27 protein-coding genes are annotated in these 24,332 nt (G+C 68.3%); 11 read left to right on the top strand and 16 right to left on the bottom strand.

What is annotated here, in order from left to right:
* Positions 1–115 precede the first annotated feature (115 nt).
* Positions 116–1,162 carry an LLM class flavin-dependent oxidoreductase gene (locus tag ABZV91_RS04070; protein WP_355235064.1) on the bottom strand — a complete coding sequence of 349 codons (1,047 nt, stop codon included), beginning with the start codon at positions 1,160–1,162 and terminating at the stop codon, positions 116–118.
* Between the two features lie 100 nt (positions 1,163–1,262).
* Complete coding sequence (locus ABZV91_RS04065; RefSeq protein ID WP_355235061.1) at positions 1,263–2,549, bottom strand: MFS transporter; 1,287 nt, start codon at positions 2,547–2,549, stop codon at positions 1,263–1,265.
* Positions 2,550–2,789: 240 nt separating this feature from the next.
* Here ABZV91_RS04065 and ABZV91_RS04060 point away from each other — a divergent pair, with 240 nt between their 5' ends.
* Entirely contained in the window at positions 2,790–3,554 is a 765-nt protein-coding gene (locus ABZV91_RS04060; RefSeq protein WP_355235058.1) for an FCD domain-containing protein, read from the top strand.
* 34 nt (positions 3,555–3,588) lie between these two features.
* On the opposite strand, the gene ABZV91_RS04055 is transcribed toward ABZV91_RS04060, so the two are convergent.
* The 9 genes from ABZV91_RS04055 to ABZV91_RS04015 all read right to left on the bottom strand — a co-directional run bounded on the left by ABZV91_RS04055 (position 3,589) and on the right by ABZV91_RS04015 (position 12,178).
* On the bottom strand, positions 3,589–4,545 hold the full coding sequence (locus ABZV91_RS04055) for an MlaD family protein (protein WP_355235055.1): 957 nt from the start codon (positions 4,543–4,545) through the stop codon (positions 3,589–3,591).
* Positions 4,542–5,606 (bottom strand): MlaD family protein, encoded by a 1,065-nt coding sequence (locus ABZV91_RS04050; RefSeq protein ID WP_355235052.1) that lies wholly within the window; start codon positions 5,604–5,606, stop codon positions 4,542–4,544. The genes ABZV91_RS04055 and ABZV91_RS04050 overlap by 4 nt, the downstream gene beginning before the upstream one ends.
* On the bottom strand, positions 5,603–6,703 hold the full coding sequence (locus ABZV91_RS04045; RefSeq protein ID WP_355235049.1) for an MlaD family protein: 1,101 nt from the start codon (positions 6,701–6,703) through the stop codon (positions 5,603–5,605). The genes ABZV91_RS04050 and ABZV91_RS04045 overlap by 4 nt, the downstream gene beginning before the upstream one ends.
* Entirely contained in the window at positions 6,703–7,767 is a 1,065-nt protein-coding gene (locus ABZV91_RS04040) for an MCE family protein (RefSeq protein WP_355235046.1), read from the bottom strand. Before ABZV91_RS04040 ends, ABZV91_RS04045 begins: the two co-directional genes overlap by 1 nt.
* A complete protein-coding gene (locus ABZV91_RS04035) occupies positions 7,755–8,759 on the bottom strand; it encodes an MCE family protein (RefSeq protein WP_355235043.1) in 1,005 nt (334 codons plus the stop codon). Before ABZV91_RS04035 ends, ABZV91_RS04040 begins: the two co-directional genes overlap by 13 nt.
* The gene (locus ABZV91_RS04030) at positions 8,756–9,748 is read right to left on the bottom strand and encodes an MlaD family protein (RefSeq protein ID WP_355235040.1); all 993 of its coding nucleotides are present in this window, start codon (positions 9,746–9,748) and stop codon (positions 8,756–8,758) included. Before ABZV91_RS04030 ends, ABZV91_RS04035 begins: the two co-directional genes overlap by 4 nt.
* Before the next feature lie 6 nt (positions 9,749–9,754).
* Positions 9,755–10,621 carry an ABC transporter permease gene (locus ABZV91_RS04025; protein ID WP_355235037.1) on the bottom strand — a complete coding sequence of 289 codons (867 nt, stop codon included), beginning with the start codon at positions 10,619–10,621 and terminating at the stop codon, positions 9,755–9,757.
* Positions 10,621–11,481, bottom strand: coding sequence for an ABC transporter permease (locus tag ABZV91_RS04020; RefSeq protein WP_355235408.1), 861 nt, complete (start codon positions 11,479–11,481; stop codon positions 10,621–10,623). The genes ABZV91_RS04025 and ABZV91_RS04020 overlap by 1 nt, the downstream gene beginning before the upstream one ends.
* 301 nt (positions 11,482–11,782) lie before the next feature.
* Positions 11,783–12,178, bottom strand: coding sequence for a nitroreductase/quinone reductase family protein (locus ABZV91_RS04015; RefSeq protein WP_355235034.1), 396 nt, complete (start codon positions 12,176–12,178; stop codon positions 11,783–11,785).
* Between the two features lie 106 nt (positions 12,179–12,284).
* Here ABZV91_RS04015 and ABZV91_RS04010 point away from each other — a divergent pair, with 106 nt between their 5' ends.
* The 3 genes from ABZV91_RS04010 (at position 12,285) to ABZV91_RS04000 (ending at position 14,575) form a co-directional block, all read left to right on the top strand.
* A complete protein-coding gene (locus tag ABZV91_RS04010; protein WP_355235031.1) occupies positions 12,285–12,962 on the top strand; it encodes a PhoU domain-containing protein in 678 nt (225 codons plus the stop codon).
* 564 nt (positions 12,963–13,526) lie between these two features.
* Positions 13,527–14,315, top strand: coding sequence for an HNH endonuclease family protein (locus tag ABZV91_RS04005; RefSeq protein WP_355235028.1), 789 nt, complete (start codon positions 13,527–13,529; stop codon positions 14,313–14,315).
* A 35-nt stretch (positions 14,316–14,350) separates the two neighbouring features.
* Complete coding sequence (locus ABZV91_RS04000; RefSeq protein ID WP_355235025.1) at positions 14,351–14,575, top strand: hypothetical protein; 225 nt, start codon at positions 14,351–14,353, stop codon at positions 14,573–14,575.
* A gap of 53 nt (positions 14,576–14,628) precedes the next feature.
* Here the strand turns inward: ABZV91_RS04000 and ABZV91_RS03995 are convergent, their stop codons facing one another.
* From ABZV91_RS03995 to ABZV91_RS03975, 5 genes are all read right to left on the bottom strand, one after another.
* The gene (locus tag ABZV91_RS03995; RefSeq protein ID WP_355235022.1) at positions 14,629–15,837 is read right to left on the bottom strand and encodes an FAD-dependent monooxygenase; all 1,209 of its coding nucleotides are present in this window, start codon (positions 15,835–15,837) and stop codon (positions 14,629–14,631) included.
* Between the two features lie 225 nt (positions 15,838–16,062).
* The gene (locus tag ABZV91_RS03990) at positions 16,063–16,722 is read right to left on the bottom strand and encodes a PadR family transcriptional regulator (protein ID WP_355235020.1); all 660 of its coding nucleotides are present in this window, start codon (positions 16,720–16,722) and stop codon (positions 16,063–16,065) included.
* 150 nt (positions 16,723–16,872) lie between these two features.
* On the bottom strand, positions 16,873–17,220 hold the full coding sequence (locus ABZV91_RS03985) for an MmcQ/YjbR family DNA-binding protein (RefSeq protein ID WP_355235017.1): 348 nt from the start codon (positions 17,218–17,220) through the stop codon (positions 16,873–16,875).
* Positions 17,221–17,272: 52 nt separating this feature from the next.
* Positions 17,273–17,848 (bottom strand): nicotinamidase, encoded by a 576-nt coding sequence (locus tag ABZV91_RS03980; RefSeq protein ID WP_355235014.1) that lies wholly within the window; start codon positions 17,846–17,848, stop codon positions 17,273–17,275.
* A 27-nt stretch (positions 17,849–17,875) separates the two neighbouring features.
* Positions 17,876–19,126 (bottom strand): nicotinate phosphoribosyltransferase, encoded by a 1,251-nt coding sequence (locus ABZV91_RS03975; protein ID WP_355235405.1) that lies wholly within the window; start codon positions 19,124–19,126, stop codon positions 17,876–17,878.
* Positions 19,127–19,366: 240 nt separating this feature from the next.
* Between ABZV91_RS03975 and clpS the strand changes: the two genes are divergently transcribed.
* From clpS to ABZV91_RS03940, 7 genes are all read left to right on the top strand, one after another.
* Positions 19,367–19,729 carry an ATP-dependent Clp protease adapter ClpS gene (gene clpS, locus ABZV91_RS03970; RefSeq protein WP_355235011.1) on the top strand — a complete coding sequence of 121 codons (363 nt, stop codon included), beginning with the start codon at positions 19,367–19,369 and terminating at the stop codon, positions 19,727–19,729.
* 21 nt (positions 19,730–19,750) lie between these two features.
* Entirely contained in the window at positions 19,751–20,320 is a 570-nt protein-coding gene (locus tag ABZV91_RS03965) for a DUF2017 domain-containing protein (protein ID WP_355235008.1), read from the top strand.
* Positions 20,317–21,378, top strand: a complete 1,062-nt coding sequence (locus tag ABZV91_RS03960) for a P1 family peptidase (RefSeq protein ID WP_355235005.1) — start codon at positions 20,317–20,319, stop codon at positions 21,376–21,378. The genes ABZV91_RS03965 and ABZV91_RS03960 overlap by 4 nt, the downstream gene beginning before the upstream one ends.
* A gap of 196 nt (positions 21,379–21,574) precedes the next feature.
* A complete protein-coding gene (locus ABZV91_RS03955; protein ID WP_355235003.1) occupies positions 21,575–21,997 on the top strand; it encodes a M67 family metallopeptidase in 423 nt (140 codons plus the stop codon).
* 49 nt (positions 21,998–22,046) lie between these two features.
* Positions 22,047–22,325, top strand: a complete 279-nt coding sequence (locus ABZV91_RS03950; protein WP_355235000.1) for a MoaD/ThiS family protein — start codon at positions 22,047–22,049, stop codon at positions 22,323–22,325.
* A gap of 4 nt (positions 22,326–22,329) precedes the next feature.
* The gene (locus ABZV91_RS03945) at positions 22,330–23,292 is read left to right on the top strand and encodes a cysteine synthase (RefSeq protein WP_063130592.1); all 963 of its coding nucleotides are present in this window, start codon (positions 22,330–22,332) and stop codon (positions 23,290–23,292) included.
* A 315-nt stretch (positions 23,293–23,607) separates the two neighbouring features.
* Complete coding sequence (locus ABZV91_RS03940; protein WP_355234997.1) at positions 23,608–24,321, top strand: rhomboid family intramembrane serine protease; 714 nt, start codon at positions 23,608–23,610, stop codon at positions 24,319–24,321.
* Positions 24,322–24,332: the final 11 nt, after the last annotated feature.

The raw sequence follows: 24,332 nt of genomic DNA, 5'->3' as shown, positions 1-24,332 counted from the left end.
GGTCACTGTGGTTCAGCACTGGGCCGCTCGACACGAGGGCCGGCGAACCGCGCTGGAGTGGAAACGAATGGCAATGGGACGGTACGCCGTGACTGCGCCACGCGGGCTCACTGGGTCATCGCGTGGCGATCGCGGTGAATGCCTCGCGAAACCGCTCGGTACCACCACTCTCGGTGAACCGTCCTATGTCGTAGAGGATCACATGTTCACAACCGGCCTGGTGGTACTCGTCGAGACGTGATCGCACATCGGCAGGTGAACCGTGCAATACCGCGCGTTCGACGATTTCGTCGGGTATCCGGCGCAGTAGCGCGTCGGCGTCGGCGGCCGGGATCTCATGCGGGATGTAGCCGTGTTCCAGCGGATAGGGTGCGCCCGCTGCCTCGAACGCGGCGCGGCCGCGGTAGAGCGCGACCCCGCGGACGGTGGGATGCTCGAGAAGTGCCCGGCTCTCCGCGCGGGTACCCGCCAACGCAGTCCAGACGAAGAGCAGCGGTTTTATCGAGCGCGGGTCACGGCCGGCCGCCTTCGCGTGCTGCCGGAGCAGGCCGAGTTTCTCCGCGTAGTCTGCCGGCGCGAGAGAGGACGGGATCCAGCCGTCACCGTAGCGGGCCGTGAGTTCGAGCATCCGCGGTCCGTGCGCGGCGATGTAGAGGTCGTAACCGGGCTCGTGCGCGACCGGAAGATCGGCCTCCGGCCACGGTGAGCCGGGTACACGGAGAGAGTGCAATTGTTCGACGGCGGGTCGCACGTAGTGCATCCGCCCGGTCCGCTCCCTGCTCTGGTGCAGGCCGAACGGCCGCAGCTGGCCGGGGTCGCCCGCTCCTATGCCGAGTTTCAGGCGACGGCCACTCAGCCGGCCGATGGTGCTCGCGGTATGCGCGAGAGCAACGCTCGTACGGCGGATGGGATCGGTCACCGCAACCCCGATATCCACCCGCCGGGTGGTGGCGGCCCCGGCGGCCAGCACGGTCAGCGCATCCAGTGTGTGGTGCGGGTCCGCAAGGACGGGACTCGCGGCGCCGCGCGGGTACCAACCCTGTAGGTGGTCGATGATCCATGCGGCGGCAGCGGGGTGCCGGTCGGCCCAGTGGATGTCGTCGAGCGGGTCGGCGTCGGGATGGATGGCGATCGGGGCGCCGAATGTCAGTGGTTCCGTCATAGTGTTCCTGAGGGTGGGGCCGTGCGCGGCGGATATCGGACCGGCCGTGCGACCGGCTGTTGTTGGTCGTGGCGGCTTCGCCGCTGCACGAGAGGCTTGGTCAGGGTGCGGACGGCGTGGTGGCCGGCGCCGGGTCGGCCGGCGTGACATAACCGGGGTCCGCCGGTAGTTCGCGTAGTGCGAGTGTCGCCAGGAAGGAAACGATGCCGAACCCGGTCATGAAGCCCGCGATGGCGTGCCAACCGCCTGTCACACCCAGCAGCGAGGTGGCGATCAGCGGGGACAATCCGCTGCCCACCACCGTGCCCAAGCTGTATCCGACGGCCATTCCCGAGTACCGGATCCGGGCCGGGAAGACATGCGCGAAGAAGGCGGGCATCGTTCCATAGGTGGCGCAGTAGGGGATGAACAGCAGGACGAAACCGGCGAACATGACGAGCGGGTCGGCGGTGCCCAGCATCGGGAACCACAACCATGGCAGTGTCGCCATACCCACGATTCCGGCCAGATACACGAGTTTGCGGTCGAATCGATCCGAGAGCCAGCCGAAGAGTGGGACGCCCACGATCGCCACCACGGTGACTCCGGTGACGAGTTCCAGGGTGGTGGAGCGGTCGACACCGAGATGCTGAGCACCATAGGACAGGGAGAACACGGTCGCCACATAGAACGTCGCGCCGGCCGACAGGTACGACAGTGCCAGGAGAACGACCGACCGCCAGTGCTCGATCACCACCGTGCGCAGGGGCTGCCGCGGGATCCGGTTCTCGCCGGCCACGGCCCGGAACTCGGGACTTTCGCTGATGGTGACCCGGATGGACATTCCGATCGCGATGAGTATCGCGCTGGCCCAGAACGGGACTCGCCAGCCCCAGGTCCGGAATGCGTCGTCGGGCAAATAGGACAGCAGCAGGAAGACCAGTGATGCCAGTAGCAGACCCCAACTGGCGCCCGTGTTGATCAGGCTGCCGAAGAAGCCCCGCCGGGACGGCTTCGTGTGCTCGACACTCATCAGCACCGCCCCGCTGTATTCACCGCCCAGCGAAATACCCTGGACCACCCGCAACATCACTAGGATCACCGGCGCGAGTACGCCGATGGTGTGGTAGGTCGGTAGACAGCCGATGAGCACCGTGGCGGCGCCCATCATGCTCAACGAGAGGACCAGCAGTTTCTTGCGGCCGACGCGGTCGCCGAAATGACCGAAGATCGCCGCGCCCACCGGTCGCGCCAGGAAGGCGAGCGCGAAGCTGGAGAGAGCCAGCAGTGTCCCGACGAGTGGATCGGCGCTGGGAAAGAATAGTTCGCCGAAGATCAGCGCCGAGGCCGTGCCGTAGATGTAGAACTCGTACCACTCGATCACCGTGCCGGCGAGGCTGGCGGCCACGACACGTTTCGATTGTGCGGATGCGGGTGCGGGAGGGTTTGTCGCCATGGTGGATCTGCCGTTTCTCGAGCCGTGGAAGCCGGTCGACACGCCGTTGTACTCCGGAGCCGGGGCGTGGACCGCCGGTCCGGCGCGGGGCCGGCCGTCCACTTGTCCCTTGTTCGAACAAGAGACAAGTTGGATGCTAAGCTCGGTCCGGCAAGTTGGCAACCGCTGAGCGCTCGAGCAGAGGAACACAGGATGGAGTTATCGGCGGCGTTCTCGACCTCGCTGTCGCGACGGCCGCTACCGGAACTCATCGCGGAGCGGATCGTGGCTGCGATCGCGGCCGGTGTGTTCACTCCCGGCGACCGGTTGCCGTCCGAACCCCAGCTGGCCAAGCAGATGAGTGTGGGCCGCGGCTCGTTGCGCGAAGCGCTGGCGAAACTCCAGGATGCCGGGATCGTGGAGATCGTCCGAGGGCGTGGCGCGTTCGTCCGCGAGCCGGTCGGCGACGACTCGCGTCTGCGTTTCGCGGTCTGGAGCCGGGCCGAGAGCGCCCAGGTGACCCAACTGCTGGAAGCGCGGATCGGACTGGAGTCCACAGCGGCCGGCCTCGCCTGTGAACGGGCCGACACCCTCGACCTGGAAGCGCTGGCCACCGCCTGTGCCGAACATGAGAAAGCCCATCGCGGAGGCGATCTCACCACCATGGTCGAAACCGACGAACATTTCCACAACGTGCTCGTCGCCTGCGCACACAACGAAGTGATGACCGATCTCTACCGGACGCTGGTCCCCGGGCTGAAGGAGTTCCGGCAGCAGCTGCTCTCCCGGGAAGGTGCCGAACGCCGGTCCACCCACGATCACGCGCGGATCGTCGCCGCCGTCGCCGACAAGGACCACAGCGCGGCGCGTAGAGGTGTCGTCGCTCACCTCTGGCCGATGTATGCAGAGGTGGTGGCCGCGGCGACCGGCGGAGAACAGAATCCCGCCTACGAGGGCGCGGAGATATTCGTGGACTGAGCGCCGAACCGGCCCGAGAGCTCACTGCTCGCGGTTACTTCACCCCTACCCGGAGCCGCACCGAATCGTCGGTGGTGCTCTGTAGCGCCTGGCCGATCAAACTGCCGATATCGAGCGGTGGCACCGAGGCGTTCAGTGCGTCGGTGAGTGGCGCCAGCCCGGGCTGCAGGGCGGCCGGTTCGGGACCTGCCTCGTCGAGGAACTCGCGCAGACGCTGGAGTAACGGGACCAGGCCGTCGTCGCGCAGATACATCTCCGGTGACCCCTCGGCACCGGTGAACCGGCCCACCGCTTCGACGAAACCGTCGAGTACTTCGGCGAACCGGGTGAATTCGGTGGCCGCGGCCGAGGTGGCCGGGCCGGACCACTCGCTGTCGGCGGCGGCGGTCTCGAAATTGTCGAGCAGTTCGGCGATACGCGGTTCCCGGGACATGATGGTAGCTGCCAGCAGGTCGGCGGCTCGGGTGAGTTCGGGCAGCGCCGCGTCGGTGCCGTGCAGGGCATCGCGCAGCGTCCGCACCAGCGATCCCATGGTCGCCGGGTCGAGCTGGTTCATGGTCCGGGTGACCATTCGCGCGGCCTGCGGGATCGACAGCGGGCTGTGTATGTCCCGCGATTCCAGCCGTTGCCCGTCGCGCAGGTACGGGCCCGCCCCGGTCTCGGGCGCGAACTGGACATAGGGCTCACCGAGCGCCGAGAGATGTTCGACAGTGACGACGCTGTCGACGGGCAGGCGATGCGAATCGTTCACCCGGAAACCGATCTCCACACCGTCGGCGACGCGGTCCACGGCGGTCACCCGGCCGACCTCGATACCGGTGAGCAGGACCGGTGAACCCACACCGAGCCCGCCGGAGTCGTCGAGGACCAGTGAGGCGTCCAGGTAATCGGCGAACGGGTCCGCGCGCACCACTCCGAAGGTCAGGTAGCCCGCCCCGAGCACGGTGATGGCCGCGATACCGCCCAGCGAGGCCAGTGGCCCGATCTTCATCGCACGGCTCCGATCATGCGCAGGGTTTCGATGATCCGGTTCACCTGGTCGTCTGCGGACATATCACCGGCGTGTACCGAACGCAGGTTCACCCGAGGTCCGTTCTCCACGAACGGGATGATCTGGTCCCGCAACAGCGCGACGAGCAGGTTCAGGTTCGAGGGCTGCCGCAGGTCCAGCGGTCCTCCGGTCACCAGCGGAACCAGCGCCGCCACGGCCGCCCCACCGGACTGCGCGATCGGCGCGAGCCAGGTCAGCGAACCGCCCACCGGGCCCAGCCCGCCGAAGATCTCGGTCACCCCGGCGATGGATTCGGTGGCGGCGCTCATCTGCCGGACCGACTCCGGGCGCAGGATATTGTCCAGCTCGTCCTGGATCCCATGCATGACCTCGGCATTGGAGGCGACACCGTGCAGCAGCAGATCCACCTGATCCAGGTGCGCGGCGAGATCGACCGTATCGGTCGCCAGCACCTGCGCGATCCGCTTCGTTTCCGCCGGATCCTGCGGCAGTACCGAGTTCACGCGATTCACGATGTCCTGCAACTGCCCCACCGATCCGCTGTTCACGAAGAACGCGATGGCGGCCATGGTGTCCTCGAGCTGCACCGGCGGCCGGGTGCGGTCACGGGTGATGGTGTCGCCGGGGCGCAGCAGGGTGCCGTAACCGTCGGGCGGGGTGGTCAGCGCGATATGGATATCGCCGAGCACGGTGTTCTGCCGCAGTTCGGCGATGGTGGTGGCCGGTAGCTCGACCGAATCCTCGACCTCGATATCGACGGCCACATACCCCGCGCCCGCCGCGTCGCCGGGTATCACCTCGACTTTGTCCACAGTGCCCACCTGGGCCCCGTTGGCGATCACCTTCGCCCGCGCGGGCAGGTTCAGCACATTGGTGAACTCGATCCGCAATCGGTAGCTGTCCCCCGCGACCGTGGCGCCGGGGACAGGGATATCCGAGGGGTCGAACGCGCAGCCCGAAACGCCCAGTGCCGCCGCCAGCCCGCACGCGGCCAGCCCGCGTCGCAGGCGGGTGAGGTCCACGGTGATCCGCGCGGTCATCGAACACCCACCGATCCCAGCACCAGCTGTGTCAGATCCAGATCGACCATGCCGTCGGCGGCGCCGGCGCAGCGGCCGGGCGAGACCGCGTTCACCGCCGCGCACACCTGCTCGGCATTCGCCTGCGGCACGGCCACCCGCGGGGGCGCGTAGGTGAGCCCGGGCGCCCCGCTCGCCGGATCGGTGACCGTCCGGAACGCCGAGGCCAGCACCGGCGTGGTGCGCACGATATCGCCGAGCGACCCGACATTCGCGCGCAGCAGCTTCACCAGCGGTACCAGGCCGTCGAGTGAGGACATGAGCGGGTCGGCCAGGATCACGGTGAGATCGTTGAGGACGGGCAGGATTTCGCCCAGGCCGTCGAACAGCGCGATACCGGGAGTGAGCAGTTCGGTATGCGCCTGGTACAGGGTCGGAGCCAGCCGGGTGAGCATCAGCTTCAGATCGCCCCAGTGTTCGGCCACCTTGTTGGACACCGACGCGTAGGCGTCGAAGATCCCGGCCAGATGGGCGATATCGGCGTCCGGGGATTCCAGGACCCGGCCCAGCTGATCGATCAGATGATTGATCTGAGGGCCGGTACCGGCCGAGGCCGCGTCGAGCGCGTCCAGTCCGCCGGCCAGAACGTTCGGCCGGGTTTCGGTGCCCCCGATCTGGTCGGACAGTTCCGCGAGCGCGGTGGCGGTCTGGGTCAGGCTCTTCGGCGTGAGCGTTTTGGTCACGCACTGCGCGGGATCCCATTCCTCCGTGGTCTTCCCGCTCGACAGCACCGCCAGTTCCCGGTCGGCCACCACGGTGTCGGACACCGTGGTGGCGCCGGAGTCGGCGTAGAGCGGATGGTCGGCGTCGACCTCGAAATCCACGCGCACCTTGGTGCCCTCCGGCGCGATACCGGTCACCGTGCCGACAGCGATACCCCGCATCGAAACCTGATTGCCCTGGTAGAGGCCGATACTGTCCGGCATCAGCGCGCAGTACGCGCGGGTCTGCTTCAGCGGTTCGAACGCGATCACATAGGCCGCCGTGACGGCCAGCACCAGCACCACCGCCCCGGCGATCGACATGAGCGCCGGTGATCCGAGCACTTTTCGCATCATCAGCACGCCTTCCCCGGCAGCGGAACACACAGGATCGCGCCGGGCGCCGGCGCTGTCACCGTGGTCCCCGACCGGTCGATGCGCACCCCGCCGTCCGGACCGGTCAGCTCGCGCAGCTTCGCGCCCAGGCTCTGCGCCGAGGCGATCATCGGCTCCAACTGGTTCCCGTATTCCTGCAAACGGGGCAGCACGTCGGCCAGCTGCCGGACCTTCGGCCGCAGGGTGTCGTCCCAGGCCGGTGCCAGCGCGCTCACCCGCTGCACCACCGAACTCAGCAGCGCCAACGCCTGCCGCAGTTCGGCCCGTTTGTCCAGCAGGACCGTTTCCATGAGGTTGACGTTGTCCATCAACCGGCCCAGATCGGTTTTCGCGCCGTCGTACATGGTGACGTACTCGTCGGCGGTCGCGATGGCGTTCGACACCTGGGTGCGCTGGCGTTCGATGGCGTCCAGATAACTGCCGACCGTGTCCAGCACGCTGCGCAGCGATTCCGGCGCGGCGTCGAGGGAGGTGTCCAGCGCGGCGAGATTGCGGCGCAGGGTGTCGCCGTCGGTTTCCCGCAGCGGCGTGGTGGCGTCCTGGAAGGTCTCCATCAGGCTGTAGGGCAGCCGGACCCGGTCGGCGGGGATCGGCTCGTCACCCATTTCCGCGCTACCCGCCGGGAACAGCGCCACATAGTGGCCGCCGACCAGGGTCAGCATCCGGATATCGAGGGAGCTGCGGTCGCCCACGAACACATCCCGGTCCACGGTGAATCGCATGAGCACGCGGTCCGGTCGCAGCTCCAGCGATTTCACCTCGCCCACCGGCACACCGGCCAGCCGGATGTCGTCGCCGGGTTTCACCGATTGCGCCTCGGCGAGTTCGGCGATGTAGGTCCGCTTTCCGAGCGGCACCACGTACAGCACCCCGACGGCCACCGCCAGAACCGCCACCGCGCACACTCCGATCACACCCGATCGCAACTGTCTGCGCAGTGTCGTGGGTTCGTCGGTGATCGGCTGGTCGCGGTCGAACCAGCGGCGCAGGGCCACCGTCCACGTGCCGAGGTTCACCCGTTGCATATCGTCACCCGCTGTCCGCCGATCAGCACGCGCACCGGAGCCGGTACCTCGGCCGTGCCATTACTGCACTCCGGCCGCAACCCCGCCGGAGTCCGCGGGAACGAGGTGTCCACCGCGGCCAGCAAGCCGGGCAGGCGGCCGAAGACATCGACGGCCTGCTGCGGGTCCGGGAAAAGATTCCGGATCATGGCATCGATGTCGGGACCCGTCTCCGGACTCAGCCCCGCCGCCGCCAGCAGCCGGTCCACCGGTTCGAGCACCGAGGGCGCGCTCATCGCAAAATCGGCCAGGCCGCCGACATTGCGCTGCAAGGCCTGGAAGATATCGGTGAGCCGGGCCAGCAACGGCACCAGATGGTAGAGCCGGCCGCCCACCCGTTCGGAGAGATCCGACATGTTCCGCACCAGCGTGCCGATCACCTGCTGCCGGTCGCCCAGGTATTCGCTGAGCGTGCCGATGGCGTCCAGGGCGGGCCCGATACCGGCACCGTCACCCTCGATCACCGCCAGCAGGCTCTCGGTCAGCTGGTTGAGGGCCTCCGGTGAGAGGGTCGCGAGCACCGGTTGCAGACCGTTGAACAGGCTGGTCACATCGAACGACGGGATGGTCTGTGCCGGGCCGATGGTCGAACCGTCGTCGAGCCGGGTACCGGCGTTCGGCTGCTGCTGCAGATCTATATAGCGCTGTCCGGTGAGGTTCTGGTACCGGATGGCCAGGGTGCTGTTGTCGTAGATCGGGGTGTCGGTGGTGACGGTGAGGCGGACTTTCGCCCTGTCGCCCTCCAGCGTCACGGCCTCGACCTTGCCGACCTGCACGCCGAACATCCGGACGTCGTCGCCGGTCTTCAGACCGTTGGCGTCGGTGAACAGGGCGTGATGGGTTTCGGTCTCGCCGTCCACAGGCCGTTCGATGGCGCCGATCACCAAGGCCAGCACCAGGCCCATCACCCCGGCGAACAGAGCCAGCCGCCAGGCGGCGCGGCGTGCGGTCATCGCGCACCTCCCAGCTCCACATCCAGATCGAGCACCGGCCCCTCTGGCCCTTCCTTGAAGGCGAGCCCCAGCCGGGTGAGCAGGGTGCGCAGGTCGGCGGCAGACTGCTGTGGATCCGGCACCGCCAGCGCCAGCAGATTCAGGGTCGGCGCGAGCGCGTCGGTGTATCCGGACAGCTGCCCGCCGCTGCGCGCGGTCGCGGCCAGACTCGGCAGGATGTCACCGGTGAGTGCTTTCACACCCGCGTCGTAGTCGGCGCGGTCGGTGCGCAGCACATCGATATCGACGATCTGGTCGAGCACCTCGATGGTGGCGCCGGCGAACCGGCCGCCGCCCTCGAACGCCGGACCCAACCGCCCGACCAGCTCGTTCGCCGGCATCGACTGGTGGTCGGCGATCACCCGGCCCGCGGTGATCAAAGCCTCGGCCAGCGGGGTGAACGCCTTCACGTCGGCGGCCGCCTGGGAGATCACCATGGCCATATCCGGCGTGAACACCGTGTCACCGGTCTGCGAGAGGCTGCGCAGCAGCGCGCCCATGGTCGCGTCGTACACATCGGCGGCCCGGCGCCCGGTCAGATCCACCACCGTGCCGGATTCCAGCGGCGCGCCGCCCGCGCCCGGCCGTAGTTCGATCTCGCTGATCCCGAACAGATTGGCCGGCGCGTAGTCCACCAGCATGCTGTCGTCGATCCCGTGCAGGTGATCCGGATCCAGGGACAGCTCGATCTCCTGGGTGCCCCGCCCGGCGGGCCCGACAGCGGTGACCGAACCGACCTGGACACCGTCGATCCGCACCAGCGTGCCGGCCACCACGCCGTCACCGATCTGCTCGGTCCGCAGCGCGATCCGCACCCCGTCGCCGCCGGTCAGCGCGCGGTATCCGTAACCGGCCACGGCGAGCGCCACCACGACCGCGACCACGAGGGCGCCGATCCGCCGCGCACTGCGCGGATCGGCGACGACCCCCGGCATTCCGTACTTCGGCATCTGTCCCTATCCCGTGAAACTGATCGCCGAGTCGAATCCCCACAGCAGGAGGATCAGCACCATGTCGATGGCGATGATGGCGACGAAACTGGCGCGCACGGCCCGGCCCGAGGCGATACCGACGCCTTCGGGACCGCCGGTGGCGAAGAAGCCGTAGTAGCTGTGCACGCAGATCACCACGGTGCCGAAGACAGCGACCTTCACCGTGGCCGCGACGATGTCGAAGCCGGCGATGAACTGGAAGAAGTAGTGGTCGTAGACCCCGGCGGACTGGCCGTGCACCAGGGTGATCAGGCCGCGGCAGGCGAAATACGAACCGATCAGCGCGATCAGGAAGGTCGGCACGATGGCGATGGCCCCGGCGATGACCCGGGTGGTCACCACGAACGGTACCGACCGCAGACCCAATGCCTCGATGGCGTCGATCTCCTCTGAGATCCGCATGGAACCGATCTCCGCGGTGATCCGGCAGCCGGCCTGGGCGGCGAATCCCACCGCGGCGGCGATGGGGGCCAGCTCGCGCGTGGTCGCGAACGCCGAGACGATACCGGTCACCGGGCCCATCCCCAGCATGTCCAGGGTGGCGAACGATTCCACGCCGATCGACGCGCCGATCACCAGACCCAGCACGATCATCATGGGCACGGTCCCGCCACCGACGATCACCGACCCGCGGCCCCAGGTCATATCGGTGATGACACGCAGGGTCTCGCCCCGATAGCGCTTCGACGCCAGCGGGATCGAGGACAGCACCTGCCAGCAGAACACCAGCACGAAGCCGAGCGAATCGACGGCGCCCAGAATCCGGCTGCCGCGCCGGAAGTACCGCACCAGGAAGCCGAGCCCCTTCGGGGCGTAGGAGGTCGCGGCCATCACGCCAGCCTGGTCGGGAGGAACATGGCGGTCACCTGGGTCATCGCCAGATTCACGATGACGATCGACACCACCGACAACACCACCGCCGCGTTCACCGCGTCGGCGACACCGCGCGGCCCACCCTTGGCCTCCAGCCCGCGCTGACAGGCGATGATCACCACCAGGAAGCCGAAGACGAGTGCCTTGAGCAATGAGACCCAGACGTCGGCGGCGGTGGTGAAGGAGCCGAAGGTCGCCCAGTAGGAGCCGGGCGTCACGCCCTGCCCGCCGATCGCGACCAGGTATCCGGCGATGACGCCGACGAAGATCACCAGGATATTGAGCAGCGGCGCGACCACCAGCATCGCCACCATCCGGGGTATCACCAGCCGGTGCACCGGGCTGATGCCCATGGTGTGCAGGGCGTCGATCTCCTCGCGGATCGTCCGGGCGCCGAGGTCGGCCGCGATGGCCGCCGCCCCCGCGCCGCCGAGCAGGAATCCGGTGGCCATGGGCGCGCCCTGTTTGATGACGCCGAGGCCACCGGTCGCGCCGAGCAGCGAGTCGGCGCCGAGGTTGTGGATGAGATTGCCGACCTGTACCGAGACGATCACCCCGAACGGGATCGCCATCAGGATCGCCGGAAAGGCGGTGACCGTGACCAGCCGCCACGCCTGGATCAGCATCTCCTGCCACTGGAACCGGCCGCGCACCGCGTCCGAGGCCGCACCGGCGACAGATTCCCGGGCCATTCCGACCGCGCGACCGAAGGTGCGCAGTGAGGATACGGCGGTGCCCGAGAAATTCTGCTGGACGATTTCTCGCGCGGACGGTTTTCGCGAAAGTTCGGCGGAATCGGATCGGGCCACAGAATCCATCGCGGCGGTACGGCGCTCGGAGTTCATGGCCGAGATCCCGGTACCGCCCTCGCGGGACGGATTGTTGCGAAATTCATGCGTGTGATCTCTCCGGTCCGGCATCGATGCCAACGGAGAGGAAGCTAATCGTTACGCACGGTGACGGACAAATCCCCGGTGGTGTGACAGTGCACACGGCACCATGTTCACGCACATCAATTTCCGGCGATCATATGTTCGATCACCGGAATATCCCAGCCGAAACAAGAACGCGTTTCACCGGAAGAACCGATGCGCCGCGCACACGAATTCCCGACTGTTCTCAGCCGTCCAAATCGACGCGAATCGTCAGCAGATCGGTACCCATGACCCGCACCGCGGCACTGTTGCCACGCGGTAGCGAAGCCAGCCTGCGCACCGGGTCGTCCTCGGGCAGCGGGTGTGCGGTCCCGGCCAGCCATTCGCCACGTAACCGCACCCGGACGCGGTTGTCCGCGCGAATATTGCGCACATAGTCCGAGCGGTCACCGAACTCGGAGACGAACCAGAACTCGTTTCCGGTCCGCCGACCGCCGACCGGCACGACCCGGGGTACGCCGCTGACCCGGCCCGTGGTCTCCAGCAACTGCTGCGCCGACCGCTTCCGGTTCAGCGGATTGGCCACATGCCGCTGCAACGTGGTGACAATGCGATGTTTCATACGCCGCATATCGGTCATGTGGCGACGGTAACACCGGCGTGTGCGGCGCGCCCGGATTACGACCGGCCCGACGAATCGTCGATTCATTTCGACCGGAGCGCGCACCATGGGCGACAATTCCCCCGTGCGAACTCAGTTCACCAACGAGCTCGTCGCGTTGACCGCGGATCTGACACAGATGTGCCGTATCACCCACGAAGCGGCCGAACGTGTCACCGACGCCGTCGTCGGGGCCGACCTCGCCGCGACCTACGAGGTCTTCGCCCTCGACGAACGACTCCAGACGATGTACGGCGCATGCGAAGCGCGCACTGTCGTCCTCTTGGCGCTCCAGGCACCGGTCGCGCGCGATCTACGCCATGTGGTGACGGCGATCCAGATCGCCGGTGAGCTGTCCCGGATCGGCCGGCTGTTCAGCCGGGTGGCCGATCAGGTGTACCAGACCCACCCCGACCCCATCGCCCCACCGCCGGTCCTCGACATACTGGCGCAGATGGCCGGTCTCACCGCCGAATGCACCGCCCGGGCCCAGCGCGCCGTCACCCGCGGCCGGCACACCCCCGCCGACGACACCGGCGCGGGCACCATGCAGGCGCTGAACCAGAAGCTGCACAACGCGCTGTCCTCGACCGGGGACGCCTCCACCGAAGCCACGATCACACTGGCCCTCATCGGCCACAAACTGGCCCGGACGTTGGACCACACCGAGCGCATCGAGCGGCTGATCCACTTCCTGGACACCGGCGTCCCGCCGACCGCCCAGATCCTCCCCGCGGACGAGGACGCCGATATCGCGGAGTAGTGCCGCGTCCCACACCCGCGACCCCGCTCGCTCCCAATCATGGGAATTCCCTATGCTTTTCACCTGACGGCGGACCGGCGTACACCCGGGGTCGAAATATCGGCCTGCTGCCGGACACCACAGCTTCATATCGAGAACCCGGCCGGATGACACCCGGCCCCCTGAACGTCACGGCGAGCGTACCGGTGCGGAAAGACCTCGGGTCTCCCCCTCATCAAGCCCCGCGGTGCGTCGTGATCGCCGGTCCGGACAACCGGCCCATGACACGCACCGGATTCGGCGCCTCGCTCGTGACACGCCCACCCCCCGAGTCGGCGCCGGCACGGCGACTCGGGGGGTGGTGCTCTGTCGAACAGCGGAGGAATACCCCGCGTCCCCATCGGGTACTCCCGCCCAGGTATGCCGAATCTCACACCGGACAGTAGCTTTCGGTTAGCTGACCGGCCGGTAGCTTAACGCTCGGCACATCCCGGTACCTCGGCAAGGAATCTCGTTGAAGCGCACAGCAAATGAACACGAAGCGGGCCGCACGCCCCTCGCCCATCGATTCGCGGAGGTCCGGCGATGAACTCGCTGCTTTCTGCTCTGCCCGCCCCGATCCGCAGGTTCGCCGCTCTCGTCGTCCCCGTGCTGATCGCGATGGCCCTGGTCGCGGGCTTTTTCCTACAAGGCTGTAGCCCCAGCCCGACCGATCCCGCCGCCGGCGCCGCGAAATCGGTCGCCGGTACCGCCGCCGAGATACGGTCCGCGCTCGACAAGCTGCCGGTGAAGGCCGAGGTCGGGATGGCCGGATACAGCCGGGAGAAGTTCCCGCACTGGGACAACAACGAACCCGAGCACGGGTTCGGCCCGGAATTCGCCCAGTACAGCAAATGCACCACCCGCGAGGTGATGATGCTGCGCGACGCCACCGGCGAGGTGAGCCTGGACCCGAAGACCTGCGATCTGAAGATCGGTAAAGGCGGTGGTTGGCAGGACGCCTACGGCGTCATGGACAGCAAGACCGGGCAGCTCAAGCCGTACAAGTTCATCGTCGAGGCCAAGAGTGTCGACGCCGAGCACATCGTGCCGCTGGCCGAGGCCTGGCGTTCGGGGGCCAAGGACCTCGACACCGACACCCGGCGCCGGATCGCCAACGACGCGCTGAACCTCATCGCCTCCGATCCGTCGGCGAACCGTTCCAAGGGCGACCAGGACGCGGCGCACTACCTGCCGCCGGGAAGTTTCCGGTGTGGCTATGTCTCGCATTATGTCCAGGTCAAGCTAAAGTACGGCCTGAGCGTTGACCCAGAAGAACAGACCGCACTGCGCACCGCGGTGGACGACTGCGTCGAACGGGGTGAGTTCAAATAGCCGAAGTCATCGAGTTACCCGCCTCGGCATCGGTGATGACCCGGGAAGTCGGCACCATCTCCGGCGATCTCGACATCACTGTGGATCCCGAGGGTTTCGGTCTCATCCGCTACCGGGAGACCGAGGACTGGTACACGATCGGCAATCTGGACGACGACGAGCCACGCACCTGGAAATCGGCCGCGGAACTCGAGGAAGCGATAGTGCGGGGAATCGGGGCCCGCGACGCCGCGGGAAACACGATCCCCTTCGAATGCTGATTCCCCGGCCGAACGGCCCGGCGGCGAGGAGTCCTCGCCGCCGGGCCGTTCGGCTACCGGACTGAAGCCCCGGCGCGGCGCACCGGCTCGTCCCAGGTGATCCGATAGCGCTGCTCGGTGGCGACCGTCTTCTCCGGTTTCATCACGGTGCGAGCCAGCACGGGCATCAACCACTGCATCATCCTGCGGGCCACCGGCCCGGGCGTCTTGCTGTGGTTGATCTTCGCCGCGCGGGCGGCCACACCTTCCACCCGGCTACGGCGCAATGCCTCGTAGGCCGCGAACGCCTGGGCCGGTTCGGGAAGGTCCCGCAGGCACCTGGCCAGTTCGATCGCGCTCTCGATCGCCAGCGACGCACCCTGACCCGAACTGTTCGACGGCGCGTGTACCGCGTCGCCCACCAGCACCATGCGTCCCCGGTACCAGTGCGGCACCGGCGGCATGATGTGCAACGCACCCACGGTTTCCAGCCCGCCGGCGGTGGTGGCCCGCGCCAGCTGCCCGCCCGGGGTGTCGCCGCCGTAGGTTTCGCGCAGCACCTCGAGCCAGTGCTCGGCGGGCACCCGGCGCGCGTCGGTGAGCGAGAGGTATTCCTTGCTGGGCAGATTCGCGCCCCAGCCGATCCGGCCGGGGCCGGCACTCCAGTACAGGTAGTAGGCCCGGGAACCGTAGGCGAAAACCATGGTGCCGGGTTCGATATCGATCGCGCAGTCCACGGTCGCGCCGAAACCGAGCATCCCGGTGTAGTCCGGGCCCGGCGCCGCCGGATCGATCAGGCCGCGCACGGTGGAGCGGATACCGTCCGCGCCGATGAGCACATCGGCGGTGGCGGTGCTGCCGTCGGTGAACCGGGCGAGCACGCCGTCGGCCGTCTGCTCCGCCGATTCCAGCCGTTTGCCGAATTCGACCGGCACCCCGGCGGCCAACGCCCGCTCGTGCAGGGTGCGATGGAGTTCGCCACGATCCACCAGTTGCAGCGGCGGCTGATCACCGAGCACGGGCATGGACAGCAGCTTCCCGCCGACCGACAGCGCCATCCGCGGGATGGGTATGGCGATATCGCGCACCGCGTCGCCGGCGCCGATCACATCCAGGGCGGCGACACCGTTCGGCGCCAGGGCCAGGCCGCTGCCGATCGTGTACGCGGGGCTCGGGTAGGCCTCGTAGACGCGGGCGTCGATACCCGCTGTGCGCAATGCGGTGGCCACCACCGGCCCCGCGATTCCACCGCCGATCACCAGGGCGGTCTCTGTTCCGGACATGGGAGTACTCCTCGGGAGCTCGAATCGACGCCGCCACCTACGACGGCGCGGGTCCGGAACCCTCGTGGTCCGGACCATTTTCTTGTCGAACCACCCCGACGTCCACACCCGGTTATCCTGTGTTCTGCCAAACTCTGGCCGGGTGTGCGTCCGCGCGGGCACGGTCCGAGACGGTGATCCGAGCTCGATGGTGGTGTTGCCGCACCTCCATCGAGCTCGGTGGGTTCAGTGATCCGTCGTGCTGTCGGCCCCCTCCACGTAGGCGCGCGCACGCGCGCTGTCCACGCCCGGCCCGTTCCGGTGCCAGGCCCGCCATTCCGCGAGATCGGGGAAGGTTCCCTCCATCAACTCGGCGCGTAACGCCCTGGTCCACTCCGCCTCGGCCTCGAGCAGGGTGAGCCCGTACTCGGATTCGATCAGGAAGAGCCGGGGCAGCGTGCCGGCGAGTGCGGCGAACTCCGCGCGCACCTGCGCGATCTGTTCGTCCAATGCGGCCAGCCGGCGCCCGAGCAGCTCCGCCACCTCCTCCGGCGGCAGGACGGCCAGAATCGACAGGCCCGCGACGAACCGGCCGCGTTCGGGTTCGGGTTGCGCGATCAGCTCGCGCGTCCAGTCGACGAGTTCGCGGCGCCCGGCCTCGGTGATCCGATAGATCACCCGCTCGGGCCGCGCCCCCTCGCGCTCGCTGCCCACCACCTCGAGAAAACCGGCCTTCGCCAGGTTCTGCACCACCGTGTACAGCGATCCCCATTTGATATCGAGGTCCCGGTCTTTGCCGTACTCACGCAGCCGCGCCGCGATCTGATACCGGTGCATGGCTTCGTCCTGCATCACCGCGAGCACCGCGAGCGCCAGCAGATTGCCGACCTTGCGCTTCTTCGCCATACACCCTCCTTACTCGCCTACGAATATACGTGAGCGAGTATTTGGGCGGCAAGGGGCGTCCAGGGCCCTACGCAACGCAGCGCGGCACCCGGAGTGGAGAGGACAACCGGTGTGGCCGCGCCGGCGTCCGAGACCCGGGTGGCCGGTCGGCTACGAAGCCTCGACCGTGTCGGTGACCAGGGATGCCGGCGCCGCCAGCCGCCAGGAATCCAAAATTATGGCCCGCATTTCGTCCAGATCGTCCAGGGCCGCGAGCCGGACCCGCACCCACGCGTTGTGCGCCTCGTGTCCGGCGATCCAGAATTTGTCCGGTTCGGCCTGCACCAGTTCGTCCCGGTCGACGATCGGGCAGCGCACCGCCATGGAAGTCTCGTCCTCGGGAAGGGTGAGGAACAGCCGGCGCTCCACCCGGAAAGTGGGCATGCCCCAGGTGAACTGTTCGGTCGTGGCCGGAAGGGCCAGGGCGTAGGCACGGACATCGTCCCCGGTGGCGGTCATGACCGTGATTCTGCCCCGCGCCGGTGACAAGTTCACCCGCCCCGGGCGGGCCTCAGGCGCCGGCCCGGACCACGGCGCCGGAGAGCTCGACTCCGGCCTCGGTCAGCTCTTCCAGGGCTTTCTCGACGGTCACCGGCGCGACTCCGGCGGTGAGCCCGAGCAGGATCCGAGCGCCGAAACCGGCGCCCACGGCGTCCAGAGCGGTGGCCCGGACACAGTGGTCGGTGGCGATACCCACGACGTCGACCGCACCGATATCACGGGCGCGCAGCCATTCGGTGAGGGTTTCCCCGGCCGTCGAGGCGCCCTCGAACCCCGAGTACGCCGCCGAGTACTCGCCCTTGGAGAAGACCTCCTGTACGGCGGCGGTCTCGAGACTCGGGTGGAAATCCGCCCCCGGGGTGCCGACCCGGCAGTGCGGCGGCCAACTGTCCACATAGTCGGGTGTATCGGAGAAATGGGAGCCCGGATCGATGTGGTAATCGCGAGTGGCCACGACCGCGTCGTACCGGTTCTCGGCCAGATATTCGCTGATCAACTCCGCGACGCGGGCGCCCCCCGATACGGCAAGCGTTCCGCCCTCGCAGAAATCGTTCTGCACATCCACCACGATCAGCGCGCGTTTCATATTTCCAGTCTCCTCGCATACGCCCGGTCAGACCAGGAATGTAGTCGCAATCGCCGGGTCACCGCCGGACAGTTTGAGTCCCTCCCACGGCAGACTCACCAGACCGCGGGCCACCAGATCCCGGGATCCGGCGAGGTCGGGCCGGTCCAGCACCGCACCACCGCGCACCAGCGGGACCGACAGATCGCGCACCTCGTAGCCTGCGGGCGCCGGCCGCTCGGCAGTCGCGGGGTACACGATCTCCTCCACGATGGTCCCGGTATCGCGGGCCAGGCGCACCGCGCGTTTGGCGCCGCCGCGGGATTCCTTGTGACTGGACCGTTTGGCCACCGGCAGTCCGTCGACTTCGACCAGCTTGTAGACCATTCCGGCGGTCGGCGCGCCGGAACCGATGACCAGCTGGGTGCCGATCCCATAGGCGTCCACCGGTTCGGCCCGCAGCGCCGCGATGGCGTATTCGTCCAGGTCCCCGGAGACGACGATCCGCGTTTTCACCGCGCCCAGTTCGTCCAGTTGCCGGCGCACCTGCCGGGCCAGGACCCCGAGGTCACCGGAGTCGATCCGCACCGCCCCCAGGTCCGGCCCGGCGACCTCGACCGCGAGCGCGACGCCGCGGGTGATGTCGAAGGTGTCCACCAGCAGGGTGGTACCGGTGCCGTGCGCTGCCACCTGACTGCGGAACGCCTCGATCTCGTGTTCGCCGTCGGCGCCGCTGTGCACCAGGGTGAACGCGTGCGCACTGGTCCCCGCACCGGGCACGCCGTAGCGACGTACGGCCTCCAGATTGGAGGTCGCGTGGAATCCCGCCAGGTAGGCCGCCCGCGCGCTGGCGGGTGCGGCCTGCTCATGGGTGCGCCGCGAACCCATCTCGATCATCCGGCGTCCGTCGGCGGCGCTCACCATCCGAGCGGCCGCCGCGGCGATCGCGCTGTCGTGGTTGAACACCGACAGCACCAGCGTCTCGAGCAGCACGCATTCGGCGAAAGTTCCGGTCACCGACAGGATCGGCGAACCCGGGAAGTACAGCTCACCTTCCGGATAGCCGTCGATATCGCCGGTGAACCGGTAATCGCGCAACCAGGCGACCGTCTCCGCGTCCAGGAACCGGGCGGCGATCTCCAGCTCCGCCGCGCCGAACCGGAAGCGGTCCAGCGCATCGAGGAAACGGCCGGTACCGGCTACGACACCGTATCTCCGGCCGTGCGGCAAACGCCGGGCGAACACTTCGAAGGTGCACCGCCGCGTCGCGGAACCGTCGGCGAGAGCGGCGGCCAGCATGGTGAGCTCGTATTGGTCGGTCAGCAGAGCGGTGCTGCCGGCCGCGTCGCGCAGGTCCACGGATGTCACTGTAAACAGCCCGTGCGCGCCGCGGGAAAGCCCGCCGGGGGCGGCGCCGGGCGCCGGACCCGCGCGGCGGCGTGTCGCAGGTGGTACGCGGCGCCGGGGCAGGCGGAGACGAGCGGCATCGTTGCTGCTCCGGGTGTTGTGAATTACCCCGCGAGTCGTACTCTTGAGTTCATGGCCTTGTGCAACACCGCACCCCGCTCATCGACGACAGAGGTCCCCCTCGGCGCCCCCGGCGTCACGTTGTCGGCGGCCCAGGCGACACCAGAGGCCGTGGAGTACACCGAGATCCTCGAGGCGGAGGACCGGCCGTGGGTCACCGTGGTCTGGGACGATCCGGTCAACCTCATGCACTATGTCGCCTACATCTTCCAGAAGCTGTTCGGCTACAGCAAAGCCAAGGCGACCGAGCTGATGCTCAAGGTGCACAACGAGGGCAAAGCGGTCGTATCGTCGGGATCGCGGGACAAAATGGAGCAGGATGTCCGCCGCCTGCACGCGGCAGGCCTGTGGGCGACCATGCAACGAGACGACTGATCGGACGGTTACCGTAGCGACGTGCGTAAATGGAGCCGGAAGAACTCATTGAGCGGTCTCAAGCTGCGGTCGGAGATGGACGCGCGCGAAGCCAGCGTGCTGCGCTCGCTGGTCGGAGCCGTTTCCGGGCTCCTGGGTGAACGCGCCTCCGCCGCCCCCGAGGACGAGCTCGCCGCTCTCACCGGGCTGCGCAGTGGAAACACCACGCCGCCCGACGATCCGCGGCTGGCCCGGCTGTTGCCCGAATTCCACCGGGCCGAACCGGGCTCCCCCGATGCCGAACGAGCCGATCTGAACAGCGCGCTGCGTGGCCTGCACGAGCCGGAGATCATCGACGAGAAACTGGCCGCCGCCGGGGTAGTGCTGCACACGCTGCCCGAGGACGGCGGCAAGATCGTTATCACCCCCGAAGAGGCCGACTCCTGGCTCACCGCGCTCACCGACGTCCGGCTGGCACTCGGCGTGGTGCTGGAAATCGACGCCGACACGCCCGAGCAGTTCCCGCCCGACGATCCACGCGCCCCGCACCTGGACGTCTACCACTGGCTGACCTGGATGCAGGATTCCCTACTGCAGGCGATGGCCCCGTGACCGCCGCACCCGGAGCACTCGACGCGCTCACCGATGTGGCCGGCCTGCTGGTCGGCCACCACCATGTACTCGACCCGGACGCGACCCGCGGCTCCGGCGCGGCGACCGGTTGCACCGTGGTCCGCGCGCCGGGCGGCGCGGTCGCCGCGGTGGATGTCCGCGGTGGCGGCCCCGGCACCCGGGAGACCGATCTACTCGACCCCGCGAACACGGTCCGGCAGGTCCACGCGGTTCTGCTCACCGGCGGCAGCGCCTACGGTCTCGCCGCGGCGGACGGGGTGATGCGCTGGCTGGAGGAACACGGCGAAGGGCTGCCCATGTCGACCGAGGACCCCGGCCGCGTGGTGCCGATCGTGCCCGGCGCCGTGATCTTCGACCTTCCGGTCGGCGACTGGAACACCCGGCCGACCGCCGAATTCGGTTACCACGCGGCCGACGCCGCCGGACCCGATTTCCTGCGCGGTTGCGTCGGCGCCGGGACCGGGGCCCAGGCGGGGGCGCTCAAGGGCGGTATCGGAACCGCCAGTATCCGGTTCGACGAGGGCGTCGCCGCCGGGCTGACCGTGGGCGCGCTGGTCGTCGCGAACCCCGTCGGGTCGGTTTTCGATCCGCGCACCGGGATACCGTGGGGCGCCGGCACCGACGGACCCGAGTTCTTCGGTCTGCGGCCCGGGACCGCCGAGGAACTCGCGGCCGCGAACGCGCTGGCGGTGAAGGGCACCGTCCTCAACACCACGATCGGCGTGGTCGCCACCGACGCCCCGCTCGACCCGGCCGGGTGCCGCCGGCTGGCCACGGTCGCCCACGACGGTCTGGCCCGGGCGGTCCGCCCGGCTCATTCCCCGCTGGACGGGGACACCTTCTTCGCGCTGGCCACCGGCACCGCGACACCGCCGGCGGGGCCCCGGCCGCCCGCCGCCTTCCCGGCCGATCTGGCGGTGGTCGACGCATTGAGCACGGCGACCGCGGTCTGTGTCGAACGCGCGGTGGTGGACGCGATCCGCACCGCCCACTCCGTAGCCGGCATCCCGGCGTACAGCGACCTGTTCGGTGCCTGATCGACCCGCCTCGGGCGAGGCGGGTCGAGGCCCCGGTGACCCCGGCCGCGGCAGGCGCGTCGTCGCGCGTCACGCGCGGGCACGCGGGCGCAGCGGTAGGGGCCGTGCGGGGTGCCGGGAATACCCGAATATCCTCGGCAGTTGTCGGCTGTGACCGGTCGGCGAGGGCCGTGACAAGAGGTGGAAGGGTTCGATTGTGCTCGTGATCAGGGCCGACCTGGTGGATGCGATGGTCGTGCACGCGCGCGCCGACCATCCCGACGAGGCCTGCGGCATCATCGCGGGACCCGAGGGGTCCGACCGGCCCGAGCGTTTCGTCGCGATGATGAACGCGGAGCGGTCGCCCACCTTCTACCGCTTCGATTCCGGCGAACAGCTGAAGGTCTGGCGAGCCATGGACGACGCCGACGAGGAGCCGGTGGTGATCTACCACTCGCACACCGCGACCGAGGCCTACCCGAGCCGTACCGATATCTCCTACGCCTCCGAGCCGAACGCCCACTACGTGCTGATCTCCACCCGCGATGCCACGCAGCACGAAGTGCGCAGCTACCGGATCGTCGACGGCGAGGTCACCGAGGAGCCGGTACAGATCGTCGACGCCTACGAGACCGTCTGACGCCACAGTTTTCCGACCCACCCACCGAGTACAAGCGAGGAGCAGCACCATGCCGGTCACCGTGTCCATCCCGACCATCATGCGTACCCACACCGGAGGCGAGAAGCGCGTCGCGGCCGAGGGGTCCACACTCGCCGCGGTGATCGAGAACCTCGAGGCCAACCACCCGGGGCTGGCCGAGCGGCTGCTCAACGAGGGCAAGCTGAACCGGTACGTCAATATCTATGTCGACGACGAGGACGTGCGGTTCTCCGGCGGCCTGGAGACCGCCGTGGCCGAGGGCTCGACCGTGACGATCCTGCCCGCCGTCGCGGGTGGGGCCCGCTGATTCCGTGGCACGCTACGAGTCACTGATCGCGACCCTCGGGAACACCCCGCTGGTCGGTCTGCGCACGCTGTCCCCGCAGTGGGAGGGCGAGCAGCCGGTACGGCTGTGGGCCAAACTCGAGGATCGCAATCCCACCGGGTCCATCAAGGACCGGCCCGCGCTGCGCATGATCGAGCAGGCCGAGGCCGACGGCCGGCTGACCCCGGGCTGCACCATTCTCGAACCCACCAGCGGCAACACCGGGATCTCGCTGGCCATGGCGGCGAAACTCAAGGGATACCGGCTGGTCTGTGTGATGCCGGAGAACACTTCGGTGGAGCGCCGGCAACTGCTCACCATGTTCGGTGCCGAGATCATCGACTCACCGGCGGCGGGTGGTTCGAACCAGGCGGTGGCCCGGGCCAAGGAGATCGCCGCCGCGAACCCGGACTGGGTGATGCTGTACCAGTACGGCAACCCCGCCAACGCGCTCGCCCACTACGAGACCACCGGCCCGGAGATCCTCGCGGATCTACCCGAGATCACCCATTTCGTCGCCGGTCTGGGCACCACCGGCACCCTGATGGGCACCGGCCGGTTCCTGCGCGAGAAGGTCCCGAACATCGAAATCGTCGCGGCCGAACCCCGCTACGGCGAACTGGTCTACGGTCTGCGCAATATCGACGAGGGCTTCATTCCCGAACTGTACGACGAGTCGGTACTCACCAGCCGGTTCTCCGTGGGTCCGTACGACGCCGTACGCCGCACCCGCGAACTGGTGCTCGAAGAGGGAATCTTCGCCGGTATCTCCACCGGTGCCATCCTGCACGCCGCGCTCGGTGTCGCCCGCAAAGCCGTCGCCGCGGGCCGACGTGCCGATATCGCCTTCGTGGTGGCCGACGGCGGCTGGAAGTACCTGTCCACCGGCGCCTACGACGGCACCCTCGAAGAAGCCGAGGAACGCCTCGACGGCCAGCTCTGGGCTTGAGTTCCGCGCCGCGGCCGCGCGCGCACCGGACGAGTGCGGCCCCCGGATGCACCCGCGCGTCTTCCGGACGGCCGACACCCGCCGTGGTGCCCGCGGGTGTCGCCTGAACAGCTGGTCACAGCATCATCCACCCGGCCGGACGCGGCTTGCGGATAGGCTGTGTACATCCGCTCACCCCGAGCCCCCACTCCACACGGCACCTCCCCGATCGGGGCCCGCCCCGGTTCCGGAGTCCAGCGCAGGAGTGGAGAACCGGGGTCACGAGGGCTCCGGCCCGCGGCGCCGAGGGCGCCGCAGTAGATACAGGAGATCGGTATGACCGGTGGGCCGCTGGGCGCTTCGTTCGACCCCGACCGTATCGCCGCGCTCCGGCCGCAAGCGGGTGGCACATCCCCCACCGGTTCGGGCCCCGGCCGGTTCGCCGCGACCCGTCGCACCTGGTCACGCGCCGGTGTGCTGACCCTCGCGTTCGTGATCGTGCTGTATCTGATCGAGGTCGTCGATGTCCTGGTCGACTTCGATATCGATCGCGCGGTCGGTATCGAACCCCGCGAGGTGGACGGCCTGGACGGGATCGTCTTCGCACCGCTACTGCACCACGGCTGGGACCATCTGATCGGCAATACCCTGCCCGTGCTGATCCTCGGCTTCCTGACCCTGGCCACCGGTATCCGCCGCGGGCTGGCCGCCACCGCGATCGTCTGGTTCGTGGCCGGGGTGGGCACCTGGCTGACCGGTGGTCAGTACACCGTGCACGTCGGCGCGTCCTCGTTGGTGTTCGGCTGGCTCACCTACCTCATCTGCCGCGGCTGGTTCGCCCGGCAGATCGGCCAGATCGTGCTGGGCCTGGTGATCCTCGTGCTCTACGGTTCGCTGCTGTGGGGCGTACTGCCGGGACAGGACGGAATCTCCTGGCAGGGACACCTTTTCGGCGCTATGGGTGGACTGTTCGCCGGGTGGGTACTCTCCAGTGATGAACGTCGACACCGCCGTCAACTCCACACCGGGCCACCCGCCTCGCCCCGGTGACCGTGGGTGCG

Origin of the sequence: Nocardia sp. NPDC004568 (genome assembly GCF_040609955.1) — a bacterium.
Taxonomy (GTDB): Bacteria; Actinomycetota; Actinomycetes; order Mycobacteriales; family Mycobacteriaceae; genus Nocardia.
The sequence above is the reverse complement of the archived record's forward strand: the minus strand, read 5'-3'. Positions and strand labels throughout refer to the sequence as shown.